At 42.7% G+C, this 25564-nt stretch carries 20 protein-coding genes; 6 read left to right on the forward strand and 14 right to left on the reverse strand.

Annotated features, from left to right (window positions below):
* Window positions 1-311: IS3 family transposase (locus CBI30_RS11060; RefSeq protein ID WP_143744371.1), on the reverse strand; the 311-nt coding region annotated here is incomplete at its 3' end.
* Window positions 312-376: 65 nt separating this feature from the next.
* Complete coding sequence (locus CBI30_RS07340) at window positions 377-889, reverse strand: helix-turn-helix domain-containing protein (protein ID WP_088527665.1); 513 nt, start codon at window positions 887-889, stop codon at window positions 377-379.
* On the opposite strand from CBI30_RS07340, the gene CBI30_RS07345 reads away from it, so the two are divergent.
* The 5 genes from CBI30_RS07345 (at window position 882) to CBI30_RS07365 (ending at window position 5932) form a co-directional block, all read left to right on the forward strand.
* Entirely contained in the window at window positions 882-2090 is a 1209-nt protein-coding gene (locus tag CBI30_RS07345) for a type I secretion system permease/ATPase (protein WP_161492281.1), read from the forward strand. The two genes, CBI30_RS07340 and CBI30_RS07345, sit on opposite strands and share 8 nt — an antisense overlap.
* A complete protein-coding gene (locus tag CBI30_RS07350) occupies window positions 2087-3214 on the forward strand; it encodes an HlyD family type I secretion periplasmic adaptor subunit (RefSeq protein ID WP_240553530.1) in 1128 nt (375 codons plus the stop codon). The genes CBI30_RS07345 and CBI30_RS07350 overlap by 4 nt, the downstream gene beginning before the upstream one ends.
* Window positions 3214-4872, forward strand: a complete 1659-nt coding sequence (locus tag CBI30_RS07355) for a TolC family outer membrane protein (protein WP_088527667.1) — start codon at window positions 3214-3216, stop codon at window positions 4870-4872. Before CBI30_RS07350 ends, CBI30_RS07355 begins: the two co-directional genes overlap by 1 nt.
* A 221-nt stretch (window positions 4873-5093) precedes the next feature.
* A complete protein-coding gene (locus tag CBI30_RS11225) occupies window positions 5094-5405 on the forward strand; it encodes a hypothetical protein (RefSeq protein ID WP_206075607.1) in 312 nt (103 codons plus the stop codon).
* Window positions 5406-5560: 155 nt separating this feature from the next.
* The gene (locus CBI30_RS07365; protein ID WP_088527668.1) at window positions 5561-5932 is read left to right on the forward strand and encodes a PilZ domain-containing protein; all 372 of its coding nucleotides are present in this window, start codon (window positions 5561-5563) and stop codon (window positions 5930-5932) included.
* A gap of 59 nt (window positions 5933-5991) precedes the next feature.
* Here CBI30_RS07365 and CBI30_RS07370 read toward each other — a convergent pair whose 3' ends face one another.
* Entirely contained in the window at window positions 5992-6690 is a 699-nt protein-coding gene (locus CBI30_RS07370) for a response regulator (protein ID WP_088527669.1), read from the reverse strand.
* Window positions 6691-7170: 480 nt separating this feature from the next.
* Between CBI30_RS07370 and CBI30_RS07375 the strand changes: the two genes are divergently transcribed.
* A complete protein-coding gene (locus CBI30_RS07375) occupies window positions 7171-10617 on the forward strand; it encodes an Ig-like domain-containing protein (protein WP_088527670.1) in 3447 nt (1148 codons plus the stop codon).
* A gap of 32 nt (window positions 10618-10649) precedes the next feature.
* Here CBI30_RS07375 and CBI30_RS07380 read toward each other — a convergent pair whose 3' ends face one another.
* The 11 genes from CBI30_RS07380 to bcsB form a co-directional block, all read right to left on the reverse strand.
* Complete coding sequence (locus tag CBI30_RS07380; protein ID WP_088527671.1) at window positions 10650-11741, reverse strand: alginate O-acetyltransferase AlgX-related protein; 1092 nt, start codon at window positions 11739-11741, stop codon at window positions 10650-10652.
* A gap of 39 nt (window positions 11742-11780) precedes the next feature.
* Window positions 11781-12892 (reverse strand): IS3 family transposase gene (locus tag CBI30_RS07385; RefSeq protein WP_088527672.1). Its coding sequence is split into 2 segments (ribosomal slippage): window positions 11781-12646 and window positions 12646-12892, totalling 1113 coding nucleotides; the frame shifts between segments, so codons are not numbered across the junction.
* A 381-nt stretch (window positions 12893-13273) separates the two neighbouring features.
* Window positions 13274-14113, reverse strand: coding sequence for a sialate O-acetylesterase (locus CBI30_RS07390; RefSeq protein ID WP_088527673.1), 840 nt, complete (start codon window positions 14111-14113; stop codon window positions 13274-13276).
* Complete coding sequence (locus tag CBI30_RS07395; RefSeq protein ID WP_161492282.1) at window positions 14110-15288, reverse strand: alginate O-acetyltransferase AlgX-related protein; 1179 nt, start codon at window positions 15286-15288, stop codon at window positions 14110-14112. Before CBI30_RS07395 ends, CBI30_RS07390 begins: the two co-directional genes overlap by 4 nt.
* Window positions 15288-16550 (reverse strand): MBOAT family O-acyltransferase, encoded by a 1263-nt coding sequence (locus CBI30_RS07400; protein ID WP_240553531.1) that lies wholly within the window; start codon window positions 16548-16550, stop codon window positions 15288-15290. Before CBI30_RS07400 ends, CBI30_RS07395 begins: the two co-directional genes overlap by 1 nt.
* Before the next feature lie 177 nt (window positions 16551-16727).
* The gene (locus CBI30_RS07405) at window positions 16728-17408 is read right to left on the reverse strand and encodes an alginate O-acetyltransferase AlgF (RefSeq protein WP_088527676.1); all 681 of its coding nucleotides are present in this window, start codon (window positions 17406-17408) and stop codon (window positions 16728-16730) included.
* Complete coding sequence (locus tag CBI30_RS07410; RefSeq protein WP_240553532.1) at window positions 17408-18043, reverse strand: SGNH/GDSL hydrolase family protein; 636 nt, start codon at window positions 18041-18043, stop codon at window positions 17408-17410. Before CBI30_RS07410 ends, CBI30_RS07405 begins: the two co-directional genes overlap by 1 nt.
* A 122-nt stretch (window positions 18044-18165) precedes the next feature.
* The gene (locus CBI30_RS07415; RefSeq protein WP_088527678.1) at window positions 18166-18825 is read right to left on the reverse strand and encodes an SGNH/GDSL hydrolase family protein; all 660 of its coding nucleotides are present in this window, start codon (window positions 18823-18825) and stop codon (window positions 18166-18168) included.
* A 29-nt stretch (window positions 18826-18854) separates the two neighbouring features.
* The gene (locus CBI30_RS07420) at window positions 18855-22136 is read right to left on the reverse strand and encodes a cellulose biosynthesis protein BcsC (RefSeq protein ID WP_088527679.1); all 3282 of its coding nucleotides are present in this window, start codon (window positions 22134-22136) and stop codon (window positions 18855-18857) included.
* Window positions 22115-23344 carry a cellulose synthase complex periplasmic endoglucanase BcsZ gene (gene bcsZ, locus CBI30_RS07425; protein WP_088527680.1) on the reverse strand — a complete coding sequence of 410 codons (1230 nt, stop codon included), beginning with the start codon at window positions 23342-23344 and terminating at the stop codon, window positions 22115-22117. The genes CBI30_RS07420 and bcsZ overlap by 22 nt, the downstream gene beginning before the upstream one ends.
* Entirely contained in the window at window positions 23341-25488 is a 2148-nt protein-coding gene (gene bcsB / locus CBI30_RS07430; protein WP_276207148.1) for a cellulose biosynthesis cyclic di-GMP-binding regulatory protein BcsB, read from the reverse strand. Before bcsB ends, bcsZ begins: the two co-directional genes overlap by 4 nt.
* Between the last annotated feature and the right edge of the window lie 76 nt (window positions 25489-25564).

Genomic DNA, 25564 nt, shown 5'->3' on the forward strand with positions numbered 1-25564 from the left:
GTGACCCACTTTTGATTGGGCTTGGTAGCCACAAAGTTACGCTCCAGTAGATTGGGGGCTGTTTTACCCACAGACCCCTTATAAGACTGATAGCGCTTAGGGCGTACAAGAGACTTTAGTCCTAGTTGGCCCATGAGCTTTTGCACGGTCTTGTGGTTTAGGTATTGCTGTTGATTGCGTAGCTCTAGTAGCACCCGTCGATAGCCATAGCGGCCCTTGTGGCGATGGTAGATTGCGCTAATTTGAGTCTTAGCATCCAGATAGGGATCGGGCTCATGATGACTACTGGCTGCTCGCCAGTAGTAATACACGCTCTTAGCCAGTTTGGCGATCAGCAGTAAGTCTAATAAACGGTAATGCGGCCTTAGCTCAGTAATTACTTGGGCTTGTTCTCTTTTGCTGCTTTGCTCTGAGCTAAGGCTTCTAACTTTTTTAGGTAGGCAGCCTCCGCTTCGGCGTACTCCAAACGTCGTCGCAACTCTGCAGGTGTGAGTTCCGAGACAGGCTTTTTGAGTAATGCTTTGATATTAAATTGGGACATAGGCTGTTGTCCTCTCTGTCGATTGGCAAGGGCTGTAATACCGCCCTCATTGTAGAGTTTTTGCCATCGCAATACAGTGCTCATGCTGCGGATGCCAAAGTGGGCCGCAGCTGGTCTGGCCGATACTTGGTGTTTGGTCATGTACTGCAGCACTTCAAGCTTGAACTGGGGAGGGTGACGTTGGTGGTCTGGAGTAAGGCCACCAGGGCCATGCGCTTGATAGGCCAAAAACCAGTCTCGGACCTGCGAGTGATTAACCGCAAATAGGTGAGCAACCCGCCTTTGACCACCTGACTTTAAAAACTCTTTAACTACCTTTAGCTTGAACTGCTTGCTGTACTTGCTCATAAAACAAAACCCCCTTGGTTGGACTTGGCGTCCAACTTTTGGGGGTCAGTTCACATACGCGGTTCAATCGGGAGCCATTGCTACTAATAGCTTAAGGCATGCAGAGACCATTCAGGCGATGGGAATGGTCTCTGCTATCCGAGAGCGTTGGCTTAACTTGCATCAGAAATTTTTGGAAGCCCAGGCCGATGGCAGCATGCGATCAGGGTACATTTCTTCTATTAGCAAATTTTTTCGTTTGGCAATGCAATCGCTCATTTTAGGCCTGGGCGCTTATTTAGCTATCAAGCATGATATTTCTGCCGGAATGATGATTGCTGGATCAATTCTTTTGGGTAGAGCTTTGGCTCCAGTCGATCTGTTGATTGGAGTGTGGAGGCAATGGGGCGGTGTTGTCAGTGCCTATGAGCGGTTAAATCAGTTGCTAGCAGAAAATCCAGAAAATTCTAATCCCTTAACCTTGCCTAAGCCGGCTGGCAATATTTCAGTTGAAAACATCGTGGTGCAATTTGATGGTGTGGAGCAGGCAACCCTAAAAGGCATTCAATTTACTATCAAGGCTGGAGAGTGCATGGCCTTAATTGGGCAAAGTGGTGCAGGAAAATCAACCTTAGGAAAACTACTGGTGGGCCTTATTAAGCCGGACTCAGGGAGTGTCAGAATTGATTCGGCTGATATTTCGTCTTGGAATTTGGATGATCTAGGTAAACATATGGGTTATGTACCCCAGCGGCCGACATTATTTGCTGGAACGATTGCCGAAAATATTTCTCGATTTGGTAAATTAGATTCCGATGAAATTATTCGGATAGCCCATTTGGCAGGGGTTCATGAATTAATTTTGCATTTACCCAAGGGGTATGAGACTTCGGTGGGTGATGGTGGTGAGGGCCTTTCAGGTGGACAGATACAGCGAATCGCACTGGCCCAAGCCTTGTACGGAGATCCTGCACTCATTGTTCTTGATGAGCCCAATTCCAATCTAGATCAGTTTGGTGAAGTTTCGTTAGTGGAGACCTTAAGAAAATTAAAGCAAAATAAACAGACGGTTGTCTTTATTTCCCACAATCTCAATCTCATTCAGCATTCCGATAAATTGATGTTGATAGAAGATGGCACAATCAAATTTTTCGAGCCAACAAAATCCGCATTAGAGCGCCTTGGATCTAGACCAAAGCCAATCACTAACCCTAACCTATGAACTTATTCATAGCCGCCTTCCGATATATTAAAAATAGGTCAGTAGAGTTTGGCCATTTTATTTTGACAAAGATGTTGAGGGCGGAGACCGTTCTATTTGGATTGGGTTCTCATAGTGATTTAAGTCCTGAAATGGTGTACGCCAAAAAGGGTATGCGTATTTTGTTGTATGGACTCTTTGGTTTTTTACTTTGGGCAAGTTTGGTTCCTTTGGATAAGGGCGCTCCAGCAAGCGGTATTGTCGTTATCGAAGGAAACCATAAGCTAGTTCAGTACTTAGCTGGTGGGATCGTCGATGAGATTCTGGTTAAAGATGGCGATATAGTAAAAGCAGGACAATTGCTGGTCAAGATTAACCCCACATCAGCATTGGGTCAAGCCAATGCAATGCAAGAGAATATTGCTGGACTAGAGGCGCAGAGCCGTCAAAATAAACTCTCCATTGATTCAAAGAAGAGTCAGCTTCACATTCTCTCTAGGCAGCTTGAGGGATTACGTAATCTCGATAAGGATGGATACATACCCAAAAATAAACTGTTAGATCAAGAGCGAGAGTATTTTCGGATTCAGGATGCCTTACAGGCAGATCAAGGTCAATTTGAAAAGACCCAACGTCAAATTGCAGAGCTAAATGAAAAGCTCGGTATTTTGAACTTTGATTTATCAAACACAGAAATTAAAGCCCCTGTTAGCGGCACAGTAGTCAATCTTTCTGTGTTTACCGAGGGCGGCGTAGTATCGCCTGGAGCGAAATTAATGGAGATAGTGCCATTAGAAGATCCCCTTATGGTAGATACGCAATTGCCAACTCAATTGATAGATAAGGTTTACCCTGGGCTTGATGTGGAGTTGATGTTTACTGCATTCAATCAGAATAAGACCCCCAAAGTATATGGTACGGTTGTGATGGTATCGGCAGATCGCCTCATCGAGGAGAAAAGCAATTACCCATATTACAAAGTTCGCGTGCAGGTAACACGCGAAGATATGGGCAAGCTCGCTAAATACACCATTAGACCAGGCATGCCGGTTGAGGTCTTTATCAAGACTGGCGAGCGTACTTTGCTGAGTTATCTCTTTAAGCCGGTAATTGATCGCATGAAAACGGCTTTAAGGGAGGAGTAATGCTTTTTGAATCAGCATTTATTTCTCTAGGCTGGCAAATCCGCTTCCGGCATCCTGTATTTACAATTCAGGTATGTGGCTGGCTTTTAATTTGCTGGCTTTTTATGCCTTATACAGAAGCAAAACCGTTTCTAGTTCAAGATTTTCTTATAGAGCCAGACCCAGCTAATGTAAGCGTCAGCATCAGCCCAGGATATACCCCCCCAATATCAAAAGTAGGAGCTCAAGTTGAAGTAAAGCCAGCTCCACCCACCGAGGTAAAGTCAACTCCAGCTAAGGAAGTAAAGCCTGTCGCCATTGTAGAGGCTACACCTATTCTCAGTGCTATAGCGATCCCTAGAATTATTGATAGTAAAGTAAATGCGAGTTCATCTATCTCGGGACGGACATTGCTTGATTCCTATAATCAAGCCTTAGCAAACGATCCCATTTTTAAGGCTGCAATTAAGGATCAAGAAGCTACTGCTGCTAATCTTACGATTGGTCGATCTGCAGTGCTACCAAAACTGAGTGCAAGCTCTTTTATGTCGACCAATAGGTTGACCAATACGTATACCGGAGGGGTTTCTCAAACATTTGATAACTACCCTAGTAGTAATAATTACATTCAGATTCTGCAGCCCTTATTTGATATGAGTAGCTTTGCTAAGTATCGCCAGGGTATGTACCAAAAGAATTTTGGAGACGCGAAATTTGAAGCCGATACTTATGACTTGTTGGTGAGGGTGACGCAAGCGTATTTAAATGTGCTGTATTCCGAAGATTTAATTACTTTTCTCACTTCTCAACGTGATTCTTATCAAGCACAGATGAATGTGGCAAAAAAATCATTTCGCTATGGGGAGATGAGTAAGATCGATTATCTTGAGGCTAAATCAGCCTATGAAAACTCGCTTTATCAGTTGCTTGACGCTGAACAGCAATCTAAGGATGTCAAAAGAAAGCTGGGAGTTCTAGTTGGGGAGGGCGATATCAATTTACTGAAGATTAATAAATTGAGTGCTGGTAAAAAGTATTTAGTAACAGTACCAGGCACATTCCAGCAATTATTAGATACCGCACTCATCCAGAACCTAGAGCTCATTGCTGGAAAGCATAAGCTGGATTTTTCCAAAGAGGAAATCAATAAGACCTCAGCCAATTACTACCCCCAAATTAGTGCTGTCGCTAACTGGAGTCGTCAGAATTCTTTTAGTGTTAATACCGTCAATGTCATTTCGAATCAGGCGCTAGCGGGGATTCAGGCATCTTGGCCCATTTTTAGCAGTGGGGAGACGCTAGGGCAAACACGCCAAGCGGCCGCTTTGTATGAAAAAGCAAAGGAGGAGTACGAAGGCCTCAAGCTCAATACTGGGGTAGAGCTAGAAAAATATTACGATCAGATGAATTTATACAACAGTAAGATCGTCATACTGGAATCTACACTACAGTCTTTGCAAGAGGCTAAAAAAGCCACTGTCTACGGGGTGGCAGCCGGGATACGTTCAAATTTGGATGTTCTAGTTGCTATCAAAAATATATTCAATACCCAAAAAGACTTAGCGCAAGCGCGGTATTCCTACATCATTTCCTGCGTCAAAGTATTGCAGTTATCTGGACTATTGAAGATTAAGGACTTGGAAAATATTTCAGCACTTTATTTCTCTGGAAAGCCTTAATTTACATAGATAAAGCGGGAAGTTGACTTCCTAAATCCTTGCTTGGATATGCATTCAGGGTACCCATTTACCGCAAGAAAGATCTAAAAAATGCAAAATTTATGTATTAAGAGATTATTCATTGAATTAGGGTCTTTTTATGAGTATTTTTCTAACCAAGGGAAGCTTTCTTATAAAAATCACAAAGTTTTTATCCTCATTTACTAATAGATTAAGAATTTATGCAAACTACAATTTACGCCGATGGTATTGCTAATACCCAATTGATTGATGGGGTCGTGCGCTTTGATCTGATCAAAATGACTCCAGTTACAGAAGAAAAAATGACTGTCCAGACATCAGGCGCTATTGCTATGTCTTTGCCTGCATTCTTGCGTGCTTATGACCAATTAGGTAGTTTAATTAATGCGTTGGTGGAGAAAGGGCAGATTCAGAAGACTGCCCCCAAGGAGATTGCTTCAAGCGATTTACCAGAAACAGTTAAATCTACTAAATCTACATCCTTAAAAGATGTGTTGAAAAAAACGCAATAGGCTTTTTGTGTATCTACTGATATGTGAATAAATTGGAAAGACTGCATTTGCCAAAATCATTGACTACATGTTTATAGTCAAACATACTAGAAATTTAGTGCTAAATCAGTACTAAAACACCATTCCGAAATACATCGATTTTGCTATATTGATGTATGGTTAAAATGACTCCCTCCGAAGTGGCGCCTAAAGGTGACTTAGTTGCTCTCCGTGGTGAGGATGTATTTTCGTCGCCTACTGGCTGTGAGGGTATTCGTCGCGCTGATGCTCGTATCAATGGCTCCCTACCTGTAACGGTAAATGGTATTGCTGGTATGGCCCGCGATATTAGCGCCTCTGGTATTTTCTTTGAAATTGACGAGTGCGCTAATAATCTTGGCTCTTTAATCCAGCTTTCCGTGCAACTTGATACACCAGGCGGAGGGATTAATTTACTTTGTGAGGGCAAAGTAGTGCGCATAGAAAAGCGCGATGGCAAGCTGTGCATTGCCGCAAAAATCATCTCGCAGACAATGCAAAGCCTCTGAGAATGTATGTAAACCAATAGCCTGCTGAGATTCAGACGGCTAAGATTTATGCAGAAAACCTATGCAGCAATAACTTCAGGCGGCATATATTTGTTACAGAATACGTATAACTCTAAGCGGTTACGTACTTCAATCTTTAGGTAAATTGAGGCTAAGTGATTGCGCAGAGTGTGCTCGCTGATATGGAGTTTTTCTGCGACTTGCTTCAAGGTTTTTTCACTACTGCTGTACATTATATAAAGCACTTTTTGCTCTTTAATCGTTAAGCTGGACAAGCGTTTCTCTTGAATAGTTATCTCTTTTGGAGCATTAGCAGCAGCAATTTGCATCAATATCCTCGATGTGGCATTGCGGTTAATCCAAAGCTCACCCTCATGGATTTTTACAATCGCCTTGAGAAGGGTTTCTGGTGCCTCCATTTTAGTTAATACGCCACGCGCACCTCGCACCACCGCAAGATCATGAATGCTTAAATCACGCAAGGAAGTCAGCACAATAATTTTTGCGCCTGATTGTTCGATTAATTTGGGGATCAGATTCAGTCCATTTTCATTACAAAGATCAGGCTCTAAGATAATTACATCTGGTCTGTGTTTTAAGGCTTGTGTTAAGGCATCATTGGTGTTTGTTGCGGAGCCGCAAACATTGAAGCGCTCATCCTGATTAATGAGTGTTTGAACACCCCATGAGCTAATTTGATGTGAATCAATCACCAGAACACTAATTGGATTGAATTGGGGATTATTTTTGGTAGCCATGTACTAAATTGTATTTTATTTATTGCACTAAACAATTTTTATTTCTGCGCTAACTAAATGGGTAGATATCCTAATCCCCAGTACTGATTGCCAGATCTCTATATCGCATTATGGCGTTGTGGTCGTATGAATATGGGTGATTGGTTTCTTGGAAATCTCCTCAATGAAAAGTTGGATAATGATTTACATTCCCCTAGTGTGCGGTGCTGGATACTACATGGGGCTGCTAATAAATTTCTTGCAAATTGAGGGACACAAATACAGTAATTAGTGTATAGAAATCAATTGATTGTGATCTAATAATGGGCGATGAGGCTATATTAATTTACTCTTAAGTACTAGATAAGCCTAGTCGAAACATACTATAAATGGCGCTAAATGCATGTTGCTAACAACTAAGAAAATAGGAAGAGCAAGGCTATATATTTATTGATAGTTGATGAATATTCTTTAGTTGTCTATTAATTAGGAATTTTCTGTATGTCTGATAACAAAAATAAACCAGTCATTATTGCTATCTCTCAAATCTCAAGCAATGTAACGAATACAGTGGCTAAGGCCGGTGATGTTATTACGGAAACATTTACATCTACTGCTTCGACTCTTGAAGTCAGGATTAATGGCAAGTCAGCAACCGTCGTGCGTGGTAGTGGTAATAACTATACTGCCGTGTACACCGTTCAGGCGGGTGACGACAATGGCACAGCTGAAGTAGTAATTAAAGCCAAAGATGCGGATGGTCAGACCGCCGAAATTTCCCAAGATGGAACGGTAACGGTCGATACCAGATCCCCCACCATTAAAGCTATTACCGAAATCTCAAGTAATGCAACACAAACATTGGCTAAAGTCGGTGATGTGATTACGCAAACCTTTACCTCTACTGATGTAGTTACCAGCGTTACAATTAATGGCAACGCTGCAACCGTCGTGCGTGGTAGTGGTAATAACTATACTGCCGTGTACACCGTTCAGGCGGGTGACGCCAATGGCGCAGCTAATGTAGTAATTATTGCCCAAGATGCAGCCGGTAATACGACTACTATTACCCCAAGAGCTTCGGTAACGGTAGATGCAGATACCGTAGCGCCAATCGTAGCCATTACTTCTGCTGCTGGTTTAACTAATCAGCTCAATCAAACTATTACCGGTACGGGCCAAGCAGGTACGACTGTCACCGTATTGGATGGTGTAACTGTTTTAGGAACCGCTACAGTTGCCAATGATGGCACCTGGAGCAAAGCCGTTACTTTAGCCAATACGCAAGGCACTCATGCCATTACTGCAAGCAATGTGGATGCGGCGGGGAATGTAGGTAGCAGTGCTACTGCGAGCTTTACGGTCGATACCGTAGCGCCAATCGTAGCCATTACTTCTGCTGCTGGTTTAACTAATCAGCTCAATCAAACTATTACCGGTACGGGCCAAGCAGGTACGACTGTCACCGTATTGGATGGTGTAACTGTTTTAGGAACCGCTACAGTTGCCAATGATGGCACCTGGAGCAAAGCCGTTACTTTAGCCAATACGCAAGGCACTCATGCCATTACTGCAAGCAATGTGGATGCGGCGGGGAATGTAGGTAGCAGTGCTACTGCGAGCTTTACGGTCGATACCGTAGCGCCAACAGTGACGGCTATCTATGAACTTTCAAACAACTCAACACAAACCTTAGCTAAAGCTGGGGATGTTATTACTGAAAGCTTTACCGCTACTGATGCTGTGACTAGTGTCACGATTGGCGGCCAAAACGCAACTGTCGTCCATGGCAGCGGTAACAACTACACCGCTACTTACATGGTTAAAGCAGGCGATACCAACGGCCCGGCCAATGTAGTGATCAATGCGCAAGATGTGGCCGGCAATGCTTCTATATTGAATCAGGTAGGCTCAGTCACAGTCGATACCATCACTCCTGCGGTAGCTATTACTTCTGTCGGTGGTTTTACCAATCACATTAATCACACCATCACTGGCACGGGTGAAACTGGTGCTGCCATTACAGTATTTGATGGCAATACCGTATTGGGAACCACCACGGTTGCTAGCAATGGTACATGGAGTGATACCATTACCTTTACCAATACACAGCAAGTAGCTCACACTATTACGGCTACTAGTACAGATGCTGCAGGCAATGTAGGTACCAGCGATTCAGAAATACTCAACTTTACCGTTTTGATGGCTACAGGCAATAATCTAATGGACTACCAGCCTGCTGGCTGGACTACCCTGACACCAAGCATTCTTAATGGCTTGGTTAGTATTACCGATGCTGCTGGCGTTGATATAACGCAATATCGTATTACGGATACCAATGCTCCCAATCACCTGAGTTGGTATGCCGATGGTTTTATTGCTGCAGGACAATCGGTAACCTTTACTGCCAGTCAACTAGCCAATGGCCACGTGATGTTCAATGGCCTGAGTGCCGGTACCGATACGCTTTCTATTCAAGCTTTTGATGGTCAGAGTTGGAGTGCGGCAGTTAGTGTTAATGCAGTAGTTCGCCCAGCCGATCTACCAATGACAATCGTGAGTAACAATATCATTGCCGCAGATGAAGGCCATGCAAATGGCGGCACCCCATTGAGCAGTTTAATTACGATTGCTGATGCAGATACTGAGCAGTATGGCGATACCGTACAAGGCCTGATGTTATTGGGCACAGGCACCAATGGAGGCTACTTTACAGTTAATGGTCACAAAGAGACCAACAACACTATTATTAAGGTAGCTGCGGCCGATGTGGCCAGTGTGAAGTACTACTCAGGCACCAATAGCGCGAGTGAGCAGCTCTATGTAGCGGCCTATGATGGTTACCAATGGGACAATTGGTATGCTTGGAATCAAGCTAGTGGCCATGCCCACAATACTGCTCCACTCGTTACCGCTACGGGCAATAGCCTATCTGACTACCAGCCTGCAGGTTGGACTGCTTTGTCCACGAGCGCCTTTAATGATCTCGTAAGCGTGAGTGATGCTAATGGCGATGCGATTACCCAATATCGTATTACTGATACAAGCGCTACCAGTCATCTAAGTTTGTATGTCAATGGTGTTGTTGCTGCAGGACAAACGGCCACCTTTACCGCGAGCGATCTGGCTAATGGTTGGGTCATGTTCAAGGGTCTGAGTGCTGGTACGGATACCTTATCCATCCAAGCCTTTGATGGTCAAGACTGGAGTGATGCTGTTACGGTTAATGCAGTCGTTCGTCCAGCTGAGCAGCCCATCACTATTGCCGATAACCATGCTATTGCAGCTTATGAAGATCACGCTAGTGGAGGTACTGCATTAAGTTCATTAGTCAATATTAGCGGTGGCGCTGTTCAAGGCCTGATGCTATTAGATACTGGTGCCAATGGCGGCTACTTTATGGTTAACGGCGTGCAGCAGGCAGCCAATGCGATCATCAATGTGGGTGCTGCTGATGTCGCTAGTGTGAAGTACTATTCTGGCCCTAATGGCAGCAGTGAGCAGCTTTATGTTGCAGCCAACAATGGTTACCAATGGAACAATTGGCATGCTTGGAATCAGGGCAGTGGGCATGAAAATATCCTCAGTTTGTTAACCGATATGAGCACTCCTACAATGCTGAATGGTGTGGGTAATACCACTACGGGATCCATCCCTACGCTAGCGAACTTTTTTGAAGGTACTAGCCCACGGATTAATCTGGACTCTAAAGCCTTTAGCGCATTACTGGGAGATATCAACGGCAATGTGCAGGCCGATCAGTTTGCTTCGGGATCAGGGTCAGCAGCGGTCAAAGCGCTCTTAAGCGGTACCGTGCATCTTGCATATGACACCAGCGATGGTGCGCTGTATTACGAAGCCTCCGCTGCAAGCACCCCAATTGAAATTGCCATCATTGGTCAGGGAGCGAGCCATAACCTGCATGCTGCTGATTTGCATTTAGTCTAGATCTTTGAAGGGCGCATCTCAATAGTTTAAATTCAGAATGACCCCTTCAGTATTTTTTCATCATGATTTCGGTCCATTTCGAGTACTCGTTCAGGTATTTCCCAGATGATGAGTTTGGGCGGGGTATCTTTAAAGGCTGGACTAGTGAAGTAGGCTGTTGCTGCACCTGAAAAATCACCGCCATCAAGAGCAAAATTTCCTATTTTGGCATCTAATTGCATCTCTAAATACGGAATAAATTCCGAAGTTCTGGAGAAGGATGTTCCAATTAAGGCAATGTTGGGCAAGTTAGCATCCCCAAATAAATCATCCATACTTTTTGACTTTTCATTAGAGGGTATAGGTACAGATTTAAAGCTATTATATCTAGCCGACTCTGGCGCTGGCTGCAGACGCGTTGGTAACCAATCAATTCCCGCTAATTTCACTAAATCACCAGGTCGTATTTTGTCGACTTGAGCAACAATCTGGGTGGATTGCGCTGGGGAGGGCGTAATTTTGAGGGATTGAATGCTTTTAGCGACAGCCTTTGCGGCAATTTCTGCGCCTGGTTCGGACCAATGTGTATCTGTGCGCAAAAAGGGTGTGATACCACCCTGTTTGGCGCTATTAAGGGCACCCGTTAAATTAATGACATGAATTTCATTGTGAGTAAGTTGTTTTTCAAAATCATTCACTCTAGTTGAAAATACTGTGGCGCGATATTGCGAGCCTAAATACTCTGATTCAATGCGCGACTTGTCAGGCACCAGAACAATCAGCAGTTCAATTCCCTGGTTGGCTAGTTGATGTCCAACTTCAATTATCTCTTTAACCCTCGATTCTGCATTTAGTACTCGGCCCTGGTGTACTACTAGTTCATCATTTAAAAATAGCCAGTCGTTTTTCCCTTCTCGAACTCGTGGCCCTAAATCACGTGTAACAAGCCAACTTAAGCCACGCTCAAACTTCGCTGCATTATCTGGAAAAGGAGCATTTGCTAAGGACTTTGCAATTCCAGAAGAAACATCTCCATTGAGAAATGTAGACCAGGATATCTCTTTAGGAATTAAATTGAGGTTTTGACTAACCAGTGCATAGCCAGTGGTGACGATACCTCCAATCAGAAAGAGAGAAAAGCAAATTCCAGCAAATGGACTCGTGCTTCGGTAATCCCCCCATTTTTAACTAGGCATAAAAGTAGAAGCTGGTACTGCAAGTGCTAGTTTTTGCTTTGGTGTAATTCCACCTAAGCCCATGTTCGGTCTTTCATGATTGTATGTCCACATCCAATCGGTAGCAAAGTCTTGAACTTCATCAATCGATTCAAAGAGGTATTGATTAAGCCAATCGTAGCGTACGGTACGGTTGTATCTTTCAATGTATGCATTTTGTTGTGGCTTACCAGGTTGGATATAAGTTATCTCTATTTGATGTTTCGCAGCCCACTGCATGAGCACGCTACCCACTAGTTCCGGCCCATTATCGCAACGTATTCTTAAAGGCTTGCCACGCCACTCAATGACTTGATCTAGTGAGCGAACCACCCTGGCTGCTGGCATGGAAAAATCAATGTCGATGGCCAAAGCTTCCCGATTAAAGTCATCAATCACATTAAACAAGCGGATAGACCTGTCATCGTGCAACTGGTCATGCATAAAATCAATGGACCATGTGTCATTAATATCTTCAGGCACTGCCAATGGCACAGGCTTCTCGCGAACCAAGCGTTTATGGGGCTTGATCCGAAGGTTTAACTCTAACTCCCGATAGATGCGATAGACCCGCTTATGGTTCCAGGTAAAGCCTTTGACGTTACGCAAGTACAAAAAGCAAAGCCCAAAACCCCAGTTCCTTTGATTTTGGGTGAGGCGCACCAGCCAATCAGCAATGAGGGCATTGTCAGTCGATAGCTTCGGGTGATAGCGATAGCAAGTCTGACTAATGACAAAGGTATCGCAAGCTAAACGGATACTCATTCGCCCACTTTGAACTTGTTGGCTGGCCATCTCGCGCCTACCAGATGGCCGAGTTACTTTTTTTGTAAGACTTCTTTAAGGACATCAGCTTGGAGCTGAACCTCCGCATACATCTTCTTTAATCGAGCGTTCTCTAGCTCAAGCTCTTTGACGCGAGACATTAGTGAGGCATCCATACCGCCATACTTGGCGCGCCACTTATAAAAGCTAGCGATGCTAATGCCGTGTTCACGGCATAGCTCTGGGGCTGGCATGCCAGCTTCGGCTTGCTTAAGGATGGCCATGATTTGGCTATCGGTAAAACGGGAGGTTTTCATAGAATTTCTTTTAAATCAAACAACTTAGAAATTCTACTTTTAAGTCACATTAAGGGGTGGGGGTATTACCGAATAAGCCCCCTTAAATTAATATTTCTATTCTATTACAACATTACCCCATCAAAACGTTTAAGTAAATTATTTTTTATATACCTCAAATAGATTAAGTAATTTTTTCATTTTTTTTAGCCTATTTGCGTTATCTGGATATCTCTACCAATACTAATGATTTAATTTGAAGAAATAGGTTTGTGTTTATAAGATATCAAACATATAAATGCTTTGTAAAATAAGGCCACAATCCAGATCTATTATTAACAATCACCCTGTTGATTGTTCGACCGTAGACGATCTGCGCTAGTAAAAGTCAATTAAAACCTATTATTTTGAATACTTTAAGAACGCTTCATAATAAGATTTAGCGATTTTTAATTGTCCAGATCCCATTAAATGACATTCATCAGGAGTTCTGTCTTCGCTGTCTAGAAGTTTGTCAGAGTTAACTCCAAGAAATATCTTTTTATTATCAATCAATAAGTTCTGTGCTGTTGAAATGGGATTATTGTCAATCCAATTTGGACCACATTTGCTTGATATAGATATGAATATCGGAGCGCGAATCTTTTTCGATAGCAACGCATTATAGAGCGAATAAAAAGAATTGATATAAGCTGTAGTAGTTGTATTTTCTAGATAGTCGCTCTCACCTTGTTGCCAGATAATTTGGGTAATTTTATAAGTACTACTGAGTTGATCTATTGTTTTAGAGACCATTGTATGGAGATCTCCTTTTGCTTGCCACCGATTAATGGCAGTGCCGCCAATCCCAGTTGAAATAACAATGACGGTTTTGTATTTCTTAGATGCAATTAATAAGTCAGCAAGTGCGGTTATAAATTCACCATTCTCTCCTGTTGCCCCTAAGAGTGGAGAATTGGAGGCATAGCATTTTCCGTTAAAGTAATTAATCGCCGATTGGGGATATTTTGTACTGAACTTCTCTGATGACTCATTTGTAGAAAGTGATTGCCCCATCACTAAAATTACAGCAGTAGATTTATTTTGAATAGGACATACTACCTCCACCTTTCCATTGATAGAGGTAAGCCTACCAAAGGAGTCGAACTCTGCAGCAGTGGCGGGTAAGCTAAAAATCGATAAAGAAATTAAAACTAAGAGTAGGCCCCTATTCAAAATCGCTCGGCTATTTTGATTATTCAAGTCGGCGCGGATCCTTGTAGTATTTTCATATCATTAGTACGGTCCATTTCAATGACGCGCTCTGGTATTTCCCAAATAAGAAGTTTAGGGGGGGTACTCTTAAATGCTGGGCTATTGAAGTAGGCTCTTGCCGCACCTGAAAAATCTCCTCCATCAAGAGCAAAATTTCCTATCTGGGTATTTAACTGCATTTCTAAATAAGGGATGAATTGCGAGGTTCTAGAAAACGATGTCCCAATCAAGGCAATATTCGGTAAGTTGTTATCTCCAAATAAGTCATTTGCTGCTATTGGAGTTTTACCAGATGACATGGGCATGGATTTGAAAGTACTTATTTTTGCCGCCTCTGGCATGGGTTGAAGACTTTTAGGTAGCCAATCAATTCCGGCTAATTTGACTAAGTCGCCAGGACGGGTTTCATTCGCTTCACTTGTAATCCGGGTTATTTGTGCCGGAGATGGTGTGAATTTAAACAATTGAACTTTTTGAGCTACTGCTTTTGCAGCCACTTCAGCTCCCTGCTCATTCCAATGGGTATCAGTGCGCAAAAAGGGTGTGCCACCGTCTTGTTTGGCTTGATTGAGCCCATCGGTTAAATTAATGACATTAATTTTATTGAGGCTCAGTTTTTTTTCAAAATCTGCCACTCTAGTAGTAAAAACTGTCGCTCGATGTTGTGATCCTAAAAACTCATGCTCAATACGAGACTTATCAGGCACTAGTACGACGAGGAGTTCAATTCCTTGACTGGCTAGTTGATGTTCAACATCGATAATCTCCTTAGCCCGTAAATCGGAGTTGGATAATCGATTTGGGTGAATAACTAATTCATCATTTAAAAATAGCCAGTCATTTTTTCCTTCGCGAACCCGGGGCCCTAAATCGCGTGCAACAATCCAACTAAAGCCACGCTCAAACTTTGCTGCATTATCCGGAAATGGGGCATTTGCTAAAGACTTTGAAATTCCAGAGGAAACGTCACCATTGAGAAAGGTAGACCATGATATTTCTTTAGGGAATAAATTCAGGTTTTGACTAATCACAGCATAGCTAGTAGTAGCAATGCCGCCAACTAAAAATAGAGCAAAGCAAATTCCAGCAAGTGGGCTTGTTAATCTATCAAGATGATTAACTGGTCTTGGCTCTGATTCGGGATGTTGAGATTTTTTTTTCATTAGAACTGAAAATAGAGAAAGGGAACGGCTCCACGACTTGCAATGAGAGCAAAAGATAGCAGGAAGCCTAATACTGGCCATGCAGCCCCAGATACAATCACTAACGGGTTGATATGGCGATTCACATAAGGGATTAGTAATGGCGCAAGAATGCAAGTAACCCCCAGGAATGCAGCCAGCCAATGTACAGGCCTGATTAAATTGAGCATAGCGTCACTCAGATTAAAGTAATCAAATCCGTTCATGCCTAATTGGCTAGCATACATACGCAGTGCGTCATCAAATGAATGGGCTCGGAAAATAGTCCATGCCAAAAAGACAAATAATAGGGTTAGTATTCTTGAAATGGTAATTGAGGGTTGTGGTAAGCCAGTATGTGGCCATATTCTTGCGGTGCAAAGGGCGATGCCATGGGCAACTCCCCAAATTAAAAAATTCCAACTATCTCCGCCATGCCACAGACCTGCAATCGACATAGTCAATAAGAGATTGATATATGTATGTACCTCCCCCCCTCGATTTCCACCTAAGGGAATGTATAAGTAATCTCGCAACCAAGTTGATAAGGAAATATGCCAGCGGCGCCAAAAATCTTGAATGCTATTGGAGAGATAAGGATGATTAAAGTTTTCTGGGAAACGAAAACCCAACATCATGCCAAGGCCTATTGCCATTACGCTATAGCCTGCAAAATCAAAAAATAACTGCAAGCTATAAGCAAGACAACCAATCCAAGCATCTGAAAAACTAGGGTTTTGCAATGAAAAAGCGAGATCAACCACTGGTGCTAAGGTATCAGCAATCAGCACCTTCATACTCATGCCAATCATAAAACGACGAGAGCCGAGACAAAATTGAGACCAATCAAAGGGTCGAGAGATCAGCTCTTTTTTAACCCAGTCATAACGAATGATTGGGCCAGCAATTAAGTGAACAAACATGGATTGGTATGCAGCAAAACTAACAAAACTATGATCTACCGGAACTGTTCGTCTATATACGTCAATTAAATAAGAAATCGACTGAAGGACAATAAATGAAAGGCCAATCGGAAGAATAATCTTCTCCCAGGCAATACTTAAAGTGCTAACACCGCCCAAAGCATAGTTAACAGTCTGAACTGCAATATTAGAGTATTTAAACCAGCATAAAATACATATGCTAATGCCGATAAATAAGGCTAATGTCCAACCGCGCGCTTTCTCGGTGGATGTGCGCCCAATAGCTAAACCACCAACCCAACCCATTACTGCTAGGAACATAAACAATACTAGATAAATAGGGCTCCACCAACCATAAAAAATCCAGCTGCAGACAAGCAAAATGCTATTGCGACGCGATGCCCCTCCAAATCCATACAACATAAAGAAGAGAGGTAGAAAAAGGGTGAGAAACTCTAGAGAGGCGAAGACCAATTCAGTTAGCTTTCAGCAAATAAATTAACGGGCAATAGTATCTACTGCAAAGAAAATTCGGGGGCTATCCGATGCGGGTACGGCAAAAACACTGTAGCGCTGTCCTGCCTGTAGGAGTCCAAGATCGAGAACTTTGCCTACTGGTTTAGAACTACATGTCAGTTGCACTGAGAGACTGACAGGATTAATCAGTCGCCGTTGTAAAGTCCCGTCCTTAACCTTCTCAAATAAGGAAACAGCGCGATCGACTACTAATAAACCTGCTGATGCGCAGCCTGCAGAGCTTAGGTTATACAGCGCCAAGGAGGATTTAAGAGCATTAAAGTCATCTGGCTGCTCTTTAACGATCACTTGCTTTAGGTTGCTGCCGTTCGCTAAGGCTACTACTGTTGCGAACTCACTTGGTTTAACGGTTAAAGAAATGGGGCTAGATACTTTTCCATTGCTAAATTCACCAGTAATTTTTGCCTTAGAACCAACTGGATAGTATTTACTAGCAGGCTCATTTACACTCAGTGCAATCTTTGCTTTAGTTTCTCCTGCCATAACACTGAGATTTTCATCCATCCCATTAATAAATCGGACAAAGGCAGAATCTTGGCTTGGACCGGTTGGATATAGGGCAATATCAGCTGCGTAAGCGGTGTAACAAAAGCTTGACGCAGTAATACTAATGATCAAAGTGAAAATATTAGGTAGTTTCATTATTTTTTAGCCTGCTTAATATTGGGTAAGTTAACAATAGACTGGGTAATTGCTGCAGCCCAAGCATCATAGCCTGCGGTCGTAAAGTGCTGACCGTCAAGTGTTGACCATTGTTTTGGTTGTGAAAACTTTGTTGAGTCGATGTAGGTGCATGGTGCAACATTTTTAGCTAAAAAATTAGACATAAATTGCACTCGGTTATCAGGCTTGGCGAATTTATTGCTTTGTCTTCCGACTTCACTCCCCCATGGCGGACCAACCCAGATGCAAGCGGTTTTTGTACTTGCAATTTCTTTGGTCAACTTAGTCACATTTTCCCATGCCCAAGCCTGAGGAAAGGCTTTGCCATATGAGGCCATCGTATCGCCAATGATGACAACTACAACATCCGGTTTGTCTTTGGCAATTAATTCGGCAATAGGGGTAGTGGTTGTTTCTCCACGAATAAATACACCCTTGTCATTCCCTGTTCGTTCAGCACCACAAGGCACTGTTTTTTTTATCAGCCAATCACCCGCGCTAGCACCGCAGGCGCCGACAGAAAAGACTTTAGCCCCCTGTTTGGTTAAGTCATCATGAAGCGGATTGATCAAATACGATGAAAGAGACATATGACTCTCTCCAATAACAAGCATGGTTAGTCCAACTAGGGAAGCGGTACTCATATAAATATCTCTAAAAAGGTGGATTAAATGCAACTTATTTATTTTTTAATTCGTAGTACTTAAATAGCTGGGCGGTCGCAGTTAGGGTTAAATCAATTCTTTCTATTCTTGATAGTAGGCAGATTAAGAACGGAGTTAGTAATTGCACTACCCCAGGCTTTATAACCAAGATCGGTGAAATGTTGGCCATCTTTTGTCGCCCAAACCCCAGGCTTTGACATCGATAAAGAATCAATGTAAGTACAGGGCCCCACGTTCGAAGATAAAAAAGATGAAACCATTTCTACTCGCGCAAATGTTTTTCCATACTTACCATTTTCAGTACCCCAAGCCGGCCCTACCCATGCGCACGGCGTTTTAGTAGAGGAAATTTCCTGCGTGAGGGAAGACACTTGTTGCCATGCCCAGGCTTTTGAAAAATTTTGCTTGTAATTAGCCATCGTATCGCCCATTACGACTAAAACTAAATTGGGCTTATCTTTTTCTATTAAAGTTTTAATACCCGTCGTGCTGGCGTTTTGACCCATAAGAACCACTGGAGCTTTACCTACTCGACTAGCTCCCCCGCATTTACCAGCTGGTGAGGGTGCAAGCCAGTCCCCGGGATTGGAGCCACAAATTCCAATCGTGTGTACATTAGCACCCTGTTGAATCAGGTTGTCTTGGAGAGTATCGACAAGGTAGCCGGGTGAAGCTAAATGACTGTCACCGATGATTAATACTGTGAGTCCTACAAGTAAGGCATTAGACATAAATTTTTTAAAGCAAGTGAATGAGTGAATTACAAACCATAAGGCGATGTAAATGATTTAAGAGGCAGTGGCATTAGGCCATTGATGGATTCAAAGCTATAGCGCAAGTAAATTCCGGCACCCCATTGACGGTATGTTCCGGTAGCAGTGTTGTCTGTTTGCGCAGTTCCTCCTAAGAAGAATTTGGGAGCAACTTGATACTCGCTTCCAGCAGCTAAGTTATAAGCTGCACCACTCGATGTTTGACTTGCATACTTGAGATTGCCGCTCGCAGCTTGCAATGCTCCATTGGTTGGGAAGTAATTTGACGAGTCTTGGGAGTAGCCTTGATAGCCAACTGCAGCTTTAAGTTGATAGCTTAGCTTCTCAGATATAGCCGACCATATAATTGGAATTGTTGCAGCATTATATTGTTGTGGACTAAAGTAGCCTCCTTGACCATAGGTAAAGTTGCTTAAATTTTGTTGATAACTGAGATTGCTTAAGTTCAAACCAGCAGTTAGCTCCGCATCTGGTCGTTTATAGATATTGATGTAACTACCCGCAGAAAAGTCTCTACGGTTATTAGACGCAACATTGTGACCGTTAACTGCGTAAAACCCAGCAGAGCCATAAAATCCATAACCGCCTAAATCTTTTGATAATCCAAATCGACCACCGCTGGCCATCACGCCGCCCCATTGATTACCAGAGCCATTTGCTTTGGTACCTGCAAAAGATAAGAGACTATCCGTTACCGGCCGACTTGATACATTTACCAAATAAGATAGCGTTTTTGCGTCATCTACTGCCCCGTCTACTTTAACGCCACCTGTTAAGTTGCTATATGTAAATCCAATTGGTGTTGTACCCACATCTACGGCAACCCCCTTTGTTACATAGCCAACAGCTACACCTACACCTGTAGCTGTTTGAGATTGCGAAGTGATATTGTTAGTGCCAAAAGGGGTGGGGCTGGAGAAACTCGCATTAACTGAACCTGCATTGAGGGAAACAGGGGTTACTTGCACAATCGCTTTGCCATCACTTGCTGGAATACGGATTTCAAGCGGTGTCTCAATATCTGTTAATTTACTTGTTCCTGAATTTCCGTTTCGGCTGCGGATCTGTGTGCCCAATGTAGCAGTCGCACTACGCTCTTGTTTTATTTCATTCAGGTCTGCCATTACCAAACGTTGGGATTCTGACGTGACAGAGCCTTGATAAAAAACAGTATCAGTATTTGATGAATTATTAGATGATGCCGTTACACTTGAAGCTGGCAGTGGCACAGTTGAATCTTTTACTGTTGGTACTGAGTTACCTGTAAATTGCTTGGTGCCCAGTTGCTGATTTAGATTTGCTGCAAGGGAGTTATTTGCTGATGCAGTCATCAAAGAGAGGGAGCGCTCAAAAAGAGCTTCTGCTTCTCGGGTCTTTCCTTCGTCACGATAAATGCGAGCTACTGATGCAATAACATCTGGATCTTTTGGGGCAAGCGTGAGAACTTTTTGCAAACGCGCGTTAGCATATTCAGAATTATTCATTTGTAAAGCGAGGCGGGCGGCACTTAACTGAATATCTATGTTAGATGGATTCTTCAGAATGAGCTGTTGATATAAGTCGAGAGCTTTTTTATTCTGACCTGAAGATTGATATACCGCTGCTAATGATCCGACTACTAGTGGATCATTTGGGCGTTGAATAAGCAAGGGTGCAAGCCTATCTTCAGCGGCAACTAGGTTACCTTGAACTCGAAGCTGATCAGCCTGTTGGAGGGAATACGTAAACAAGAGATCATTAAAGCTTGAACGTTCTGCTACAGTTAATTTACGTTGTTGTAAGGTAGCTAGGACAGTGGCAGCCTCTGCATCCTCTTTAGTCCTGAGTAAAATTGCCACATATGCTAAAAGATCATCAGTTTTAGGTGGATTGTTTTTGGCAACAGCCTGACGTATTAGTCTGAGGCTTCGGTTAGGCTCATTTAATTCAACATAAGCATTTGCAAGCAAGGTTAACAAAGCTGGGTTATTTAAATCTACTGGCTCTATTTGATTCAGGAGCGCTAATCCGGCTGGTTTATCTCCTTGTTTTGAGAGGGTAAGTGCATTATCAATTTGCTCACGCACCTGAAAGGAGCTTTGTAAATCCTGCATGTCTTTTGTGCGATCTTTGCTTGGTATTTTGCTTAAAAATACTTGAGCTTGCTTCCAATTTTGTAAATCAGTGGAAAAGATGGCTGATGCAAAAAGAATATTTGCCTGATCATTGGAGCTGCGATATGGCATCGTGTACATCAAATCTTTCGCGGCTCTCTCTTGTCCAGACTTGATGTAAAGACGTGCAAGAGCAAGTCTAGCCCATGGATTATCGGGATTTAATTTAAGTGATTTATCTAGAGCAGCACGAGCGCCAACATCGTCTCCGTTTGCTAGAGATTTTTTAGCAAGTTCAAATGCATCCGAAGCTCGTAAACTACTATCGTCACCGCCTCCTACTCCCTTATTATTTTGAGCTGTGGCTACGTTAGATGATTGTTCTTTGATGCCTGCATTCAGTAGCGCCCGAACTTCAGCATCATCTGGATAAGCTTTTAAATAGGCTTCAAAAATAGGGAATGCATTTGATCTTGGCACTTTATACCAAATCAATCCCGTCCTCCACCATTCGTTGGCTTCAGAACCAACAGAAGGATCTTTTGATAATTTGGAGAGCTGCACTAATCCATCAAGGCGTGAATTCTCTTTCAAAACCATTAATTTTGCTAATTGCAACTTGATTTCAACATTATTTGGGGACTGTTTTGAGATTCGCTCTAAACCTGCTATTGCATTTGACCAGCCGTTATCGGTATAGCCTAAGCGCATGTAATATTCGAGAGCAAGATTACCCTGAGGTACTCTTCCATTTAAGAGAAGGTTATATTGAGCTACGCTTTCATCTATTTTTCCTTCTTCCCCAAGAAGTCTAGCTTTTTCTCGAAGTTGAACATTTGTCTTGGAGCTTAAATAAATATCTTGCTCTAAAAGGGCTGTAAAGCGACTGTTAGGGTCTAGCTTTTTCAATTTATCAAGTGATTCATTGACTCCAGTAATATTATTTTTTGCGAGTTGACCCAGGGCAACCCCATATAGAGCCTCGACTTCATTTGGGTTGCTCATTAATGCCCTACTCCAAACAGTAGCCGCCCGCGCATAATTTTCTTTAGATTGCCAGTAGCGAGCGCTTTCAATGAGTTTTTTACTGGCCTCGTCTTGCCCTTGTGCCATTACAAACACGGGCATAAGACTAGCAGCCAATCCCAATAGTACTAACTTATTTTTGGGGTACATACTGGATTCCAATTTAAATTAATTTGACCATTGCTTGAAAATCGATAGCGATTCTCAATCCATCCCATACCGAATAAACTCAGCACATAGTCGTAGTAGATGGGTGGAGGGCTTAAATACTGCAAGAGCTGTGCTCGCTCTGTTTGTGATTTCAATAAAACATTTTTCTTACTGGCCTTAAGAAAGGGAGCTACAGCAGCTGAAAACCCGAGCGGTGCGATACCTGAGCTACTGCCCGTTAAGGTATTCACCTTCTCAGGTGGGTTACCGCTGACCTGAATAATTTTATTCATTCCAGCAAGGGAATTTATTATTGAATTTGCAAGTGGATCTTGTGAGGAGGTCATTCCTGCCCACAAATACACTCGAATAGCGTCATAGCTTCCAAGGTCACCCTTGGTGGCATCAATGATAAATTTCCCTGTATCAGCTGATTGCGCTTGGTAATCTATCCAGTCGGGTACAAGCCCCTTTGGACTGGAAGCTGTAATCATCTTGTCTGTATTGATTGCAATCTCAGACCAGGGCCCCTTGTTATTATTTAGAGCGAGCCTTCTTAAAACGGGGATCGGCAGGTAACTAGGGTTGAGTTGCCATTGATCCGAGGAGAGGGTAAATCCAAAGGGTCCTGGCAGCAGCATCTTGCCGAGTCCCGGCAGGATAACGATGGATTTATTTTCAACTAGGGCCAATATTTTGTTTGCATCAGCTATATAGTCGCTACGCTGCCAAAGTCGGCCGGCCTCTAATAATGCATAGGCATACCAAATATCTGCATCAGATGCGGAGTTTTCATCAAGTATTTTCCATGTGCCATCTTCTGCTTTCCCCCAAGTCCAAGCAGGCAATCTAGAGTCAATATTATTGTTGGCTAAGTTCACCATGCTCCAGCGCCATAGTAGATCGAAGGTTTTCGGATCATTAGCAATTAAAGCGAAGACCATTGCATAGGATTGACCTTCTGAAAAACTCTGAAATTGTGGAGCGGCTCCTGCTATAACTCGTCCGTCTGCTTCAATAAATGAATTCTTAAAGCTATTCCAGAGAGCCCAAGAAACTGGCTCACAATTCAGTGCGGCCGAGACAGTAGGGCTTTGTAATACGCCAAAAATGAATAAGCCTATAGATAAGCATCTTTTAGCAATCCAGAGATTGCGCTTAGCCTTCAAAGGCAAAGTTAGAAAGGGTGCGCTAAATCGAGATATCATGATTGCAGACGCTTTCTTCGCACGGCTTTTAATGCTGCGTACATTAATAGTGACAGTATTAGAGCTGCTATCACACTAAATAGTATGAATAAAGAGAGATATTCCGATAAGAGCCAAGAGAGATAGTTTGCCCAAGGTAAGGACCCTGAATGGTAATTCTGCTGATCAGAAACCAGTTCTATTTGGTCTTCATTTAGGCGCACCAAACTTCCAAAAATAGGACCCATTGACCCATCTAAAGATGCAGCGATAGCTGTTAGCTTTTCAGGGTTAAAGCTGGAAATTAAAACAACACTACGGCTACTTTGTAATGGTGATTTGAATCCTGCAATAAAGGTATTTTGGTAAATATCAAAGTGAGTATTAGAGCTAAACCAGCCTCCAATATCTTTTAAACTGTTCGGTATTTTGAAAATACTGTGATTGTTGATTGGAATACTGCTTTCCCATTGCTTGAGGAGTGGCTGACTTTCACTTCCAGAAGTGATGACCAAAAGATCTTTCTCTTTTACAGAACCGATTTCACCAATGCTGGTAACGGTTATCGACGTTCCTGGGTAGCCAGTTAGTCTTCCAGTGCGACCTAATGCAGCAAGATAAGCGGAGTAGTCGTATACATTGGGATTATCCGGCAGAACAACGGCAGTTTCAGATAGATCCGCTAGACGAGAAAAAGGGAAGCCGCTATTACTAAATGCCGCTAAATTTGGCATCCGAATGAAATGCTGCATTCTTGAGATATCAATCATAGAATTGGGATTGATAGTTGCATCAATTTTTCCTTGATCGCTCGTGTCAGAACAGTCATATCGTTTGCTGGAAGACTGGGCAAATTCAGTAAGTAGAAATGATGCTACATTCGCTTGATCATTATTGACGATCGATTTTTCCGCGGGGCTTGGATAAATCATGGCTTGCGGAATAAAGACAGTGGATTTTTTTGTAATCAAACTATCAGTTTCTATGGGTAAGCCTATAGTTTGAGCCAAAGATTTGATTGCACTACTGATTTTAGATGTCCACTCACCTTGCATTGGGAGCGCAATCGTTTTTACAAGCTGAGATTTGTAAGTAACTGATAAGACGGCATTATTGTTGCCAGCTTGATTTTGATAGCTAAAATCCAAATGAAGCGGAATACCTTTCCCATTGGTGCTATATAGGGCTGGTGGAATTTGGACATTAGATGAAGTAGTGGTTTTCTCAGACTGCGGCTGATCTGCTAATGACTTCGTATCACCATTAAGTTTGCTTAATTGAACTGGACCATTAGAACTCAACCAATTTGGCGCATCATAGGACTTACGAATGGGTAGAGTAGTCGCCGGTATTAAGGCGCTAGATTGCCCCGCTAAATTTTGGCCGCCAAGAGCTAGAGCAATACTTGCTTGCTTTAGTTCAGCGCTATCTCTTCCCATGACAAATAGCAATTTTCCATACTGGTCTTTTGGATTGCTGGTAATAAATACCATTGGGCCAGTAATAACGGGCAAAGCGATACCAGGCATCGATAAGGGGGATTCAACAAAAATTACAGCATTCCCAGTGCTGGGAATATTGTTCATTGCTACTGGAAATTGGGATTCGGATTGGTTTGAGATTGAACCAAACCATGAGGAGAGGATGCCAGCCGCCTCTAATGTGGTGTTGCTTGGTTTTGCAGTAAAAATAAAAGGCAAAACCAGTTTTCTTGAATCATTTTTACTGGCAAATGGGATTGGAAAATTCGCAAGCTCATTTGGAAGGGTTAAGGGTAAAGTAGTTACCCTTAGTGTGCTCTGATTGCTGATGTTAGCCCATAATTTTGGACTTTTTGGATCTTCGCAATCTGATGCGTAGTGCCCAATAAGCTGAAAAGTAAATTGGTTATTTTCAGAAAAGAGCTCTGGCGGTATGGTAATAACAGCCTCTAAATCTTGATTGCCTTGACCTTTAGATATCTCAATAGCACTTAATGACTCTCCATTAAGATAAATATTAATTTGAGATTGTTCTGGCAATAAATCAGGAGAATACTTATAGGAAATCTTGAGTTTTGCTTCTGATACCACTTCATTATTTCGAACATTAAAATTGATAAAATTTCGACCGTCTTGACCTAATAATTGGATGGCATTTGGTGCTCCTAGTTGCTTCAAACTCAAAGTAGTAGAGTTAACTTGCTCGTGAACAATAGGGACGATATCTTTAGTTTTTTTTCCTAGAAACTACTGGGCTTGC

The organism is Polynucleobacter aenigmaticus, assembly GCF_002206635.1.
GTDB lineage: Bacteria > Pseudomonadota > Gammaproteobacteria > Burkholderiales > Burkholderiaceae > Polynucleobacter > Polynucleobacter aenigmaticus.

Coding starts and splice junctions, on each gene's coding strand:
- CBI30_RS07340 (WP_088527665.1), bottom strand. CDS start 889: ATGAGCAAGTACAGCAAGCAGTTCAAGCTAAAGGTAGTTAAAGAGTTT.
- CBI30_RS07350 (WP_240553530.1), top strand. CDS start 2,087: ATGAACTTATTCATAGCCGCCTTCCGATATATTAAAAATAGGTCAGTA.
- CBI30_RS07355 (WP_088527667.1), top strand. CDS start 3,214: ATGCTTTTTGAATCAGCATTTATTTCTCTAGGCTGGCAAATCCGCTTC.
- CBI30_RS11225 (WP_206075607.1), top strand. CDS start 5,094: ATGCAAACTACAATTTACGCCGATGGTATTGCTAATACCCAATTGATT.
- CBI30_RS07365 (WP_088527668.1), top strand. CDS start 5,561: ATGGTTAAAATGACTCCCTCCGAAGTGGCGCCTAAAGGTGACTTAGTT.
- CBI30_RS07370 (WP_088527669.1), bottom strand. CDS start 6,690: ATGGCTACCAAAAATAATCCCCAATTCAATCCAATTAGTGTTCTGGTG.
- CBI30_RS07375 (WP_088527670.1), top strand. CDS start 7,171: ATGTCTGATAACAAAAATAAACCAGTCATTATTGCTATCTCTCAAATC.
- CBI30_RS07395 (WP_161492282.1), bottom strand. CDS start 15,288: ATGAAAAAAAAATCTCAACATCCCGAATCAGAGCCAAGACCAGTTAAT.
- CBI30_RS07400 (WP_240553531.1), bottom strand. CDS start 16,550: ATGTTCCTAGCAGTAATGGGTTGGGTTGGTGGTTTAGCTATTGGGCGC.
- CBI30_RS07405 (WP_088527676.1), bottom strand. CDS start 17,408: ATGAAACTACCTAATATTTTCACTTTGATCATTAGTATTACTGCGTCA.
- CBI30_RS07410 (WP_240553532.1), bottom strand. CDS start 18,043: ATGCTTGTTATTGGAGAGAGTCATATGTCTCTTTCATCGTATTTGATC.
- CBI30_RS07415 (WP_088527678.1), bottom strand. CDS start 18,825: ATGTCTAATGCCTTACTTGTAGGACTCACAGTATTAATCATCGGTGAC.
- CBI30_RS07420 (WP_088527679.1), bottom strand. CDS start 22,136: ATGTACCCCAAAAATAAGTTAGTACTATTGGGATTGGCTGCTAGTCTT.
- bcsZ (WP_088527680.1), bottom strand. CDS start 23,344: ATGATATCTCGATTTAGCGCACCCTTTCTAACTTTGCCTTTGAAGGCT.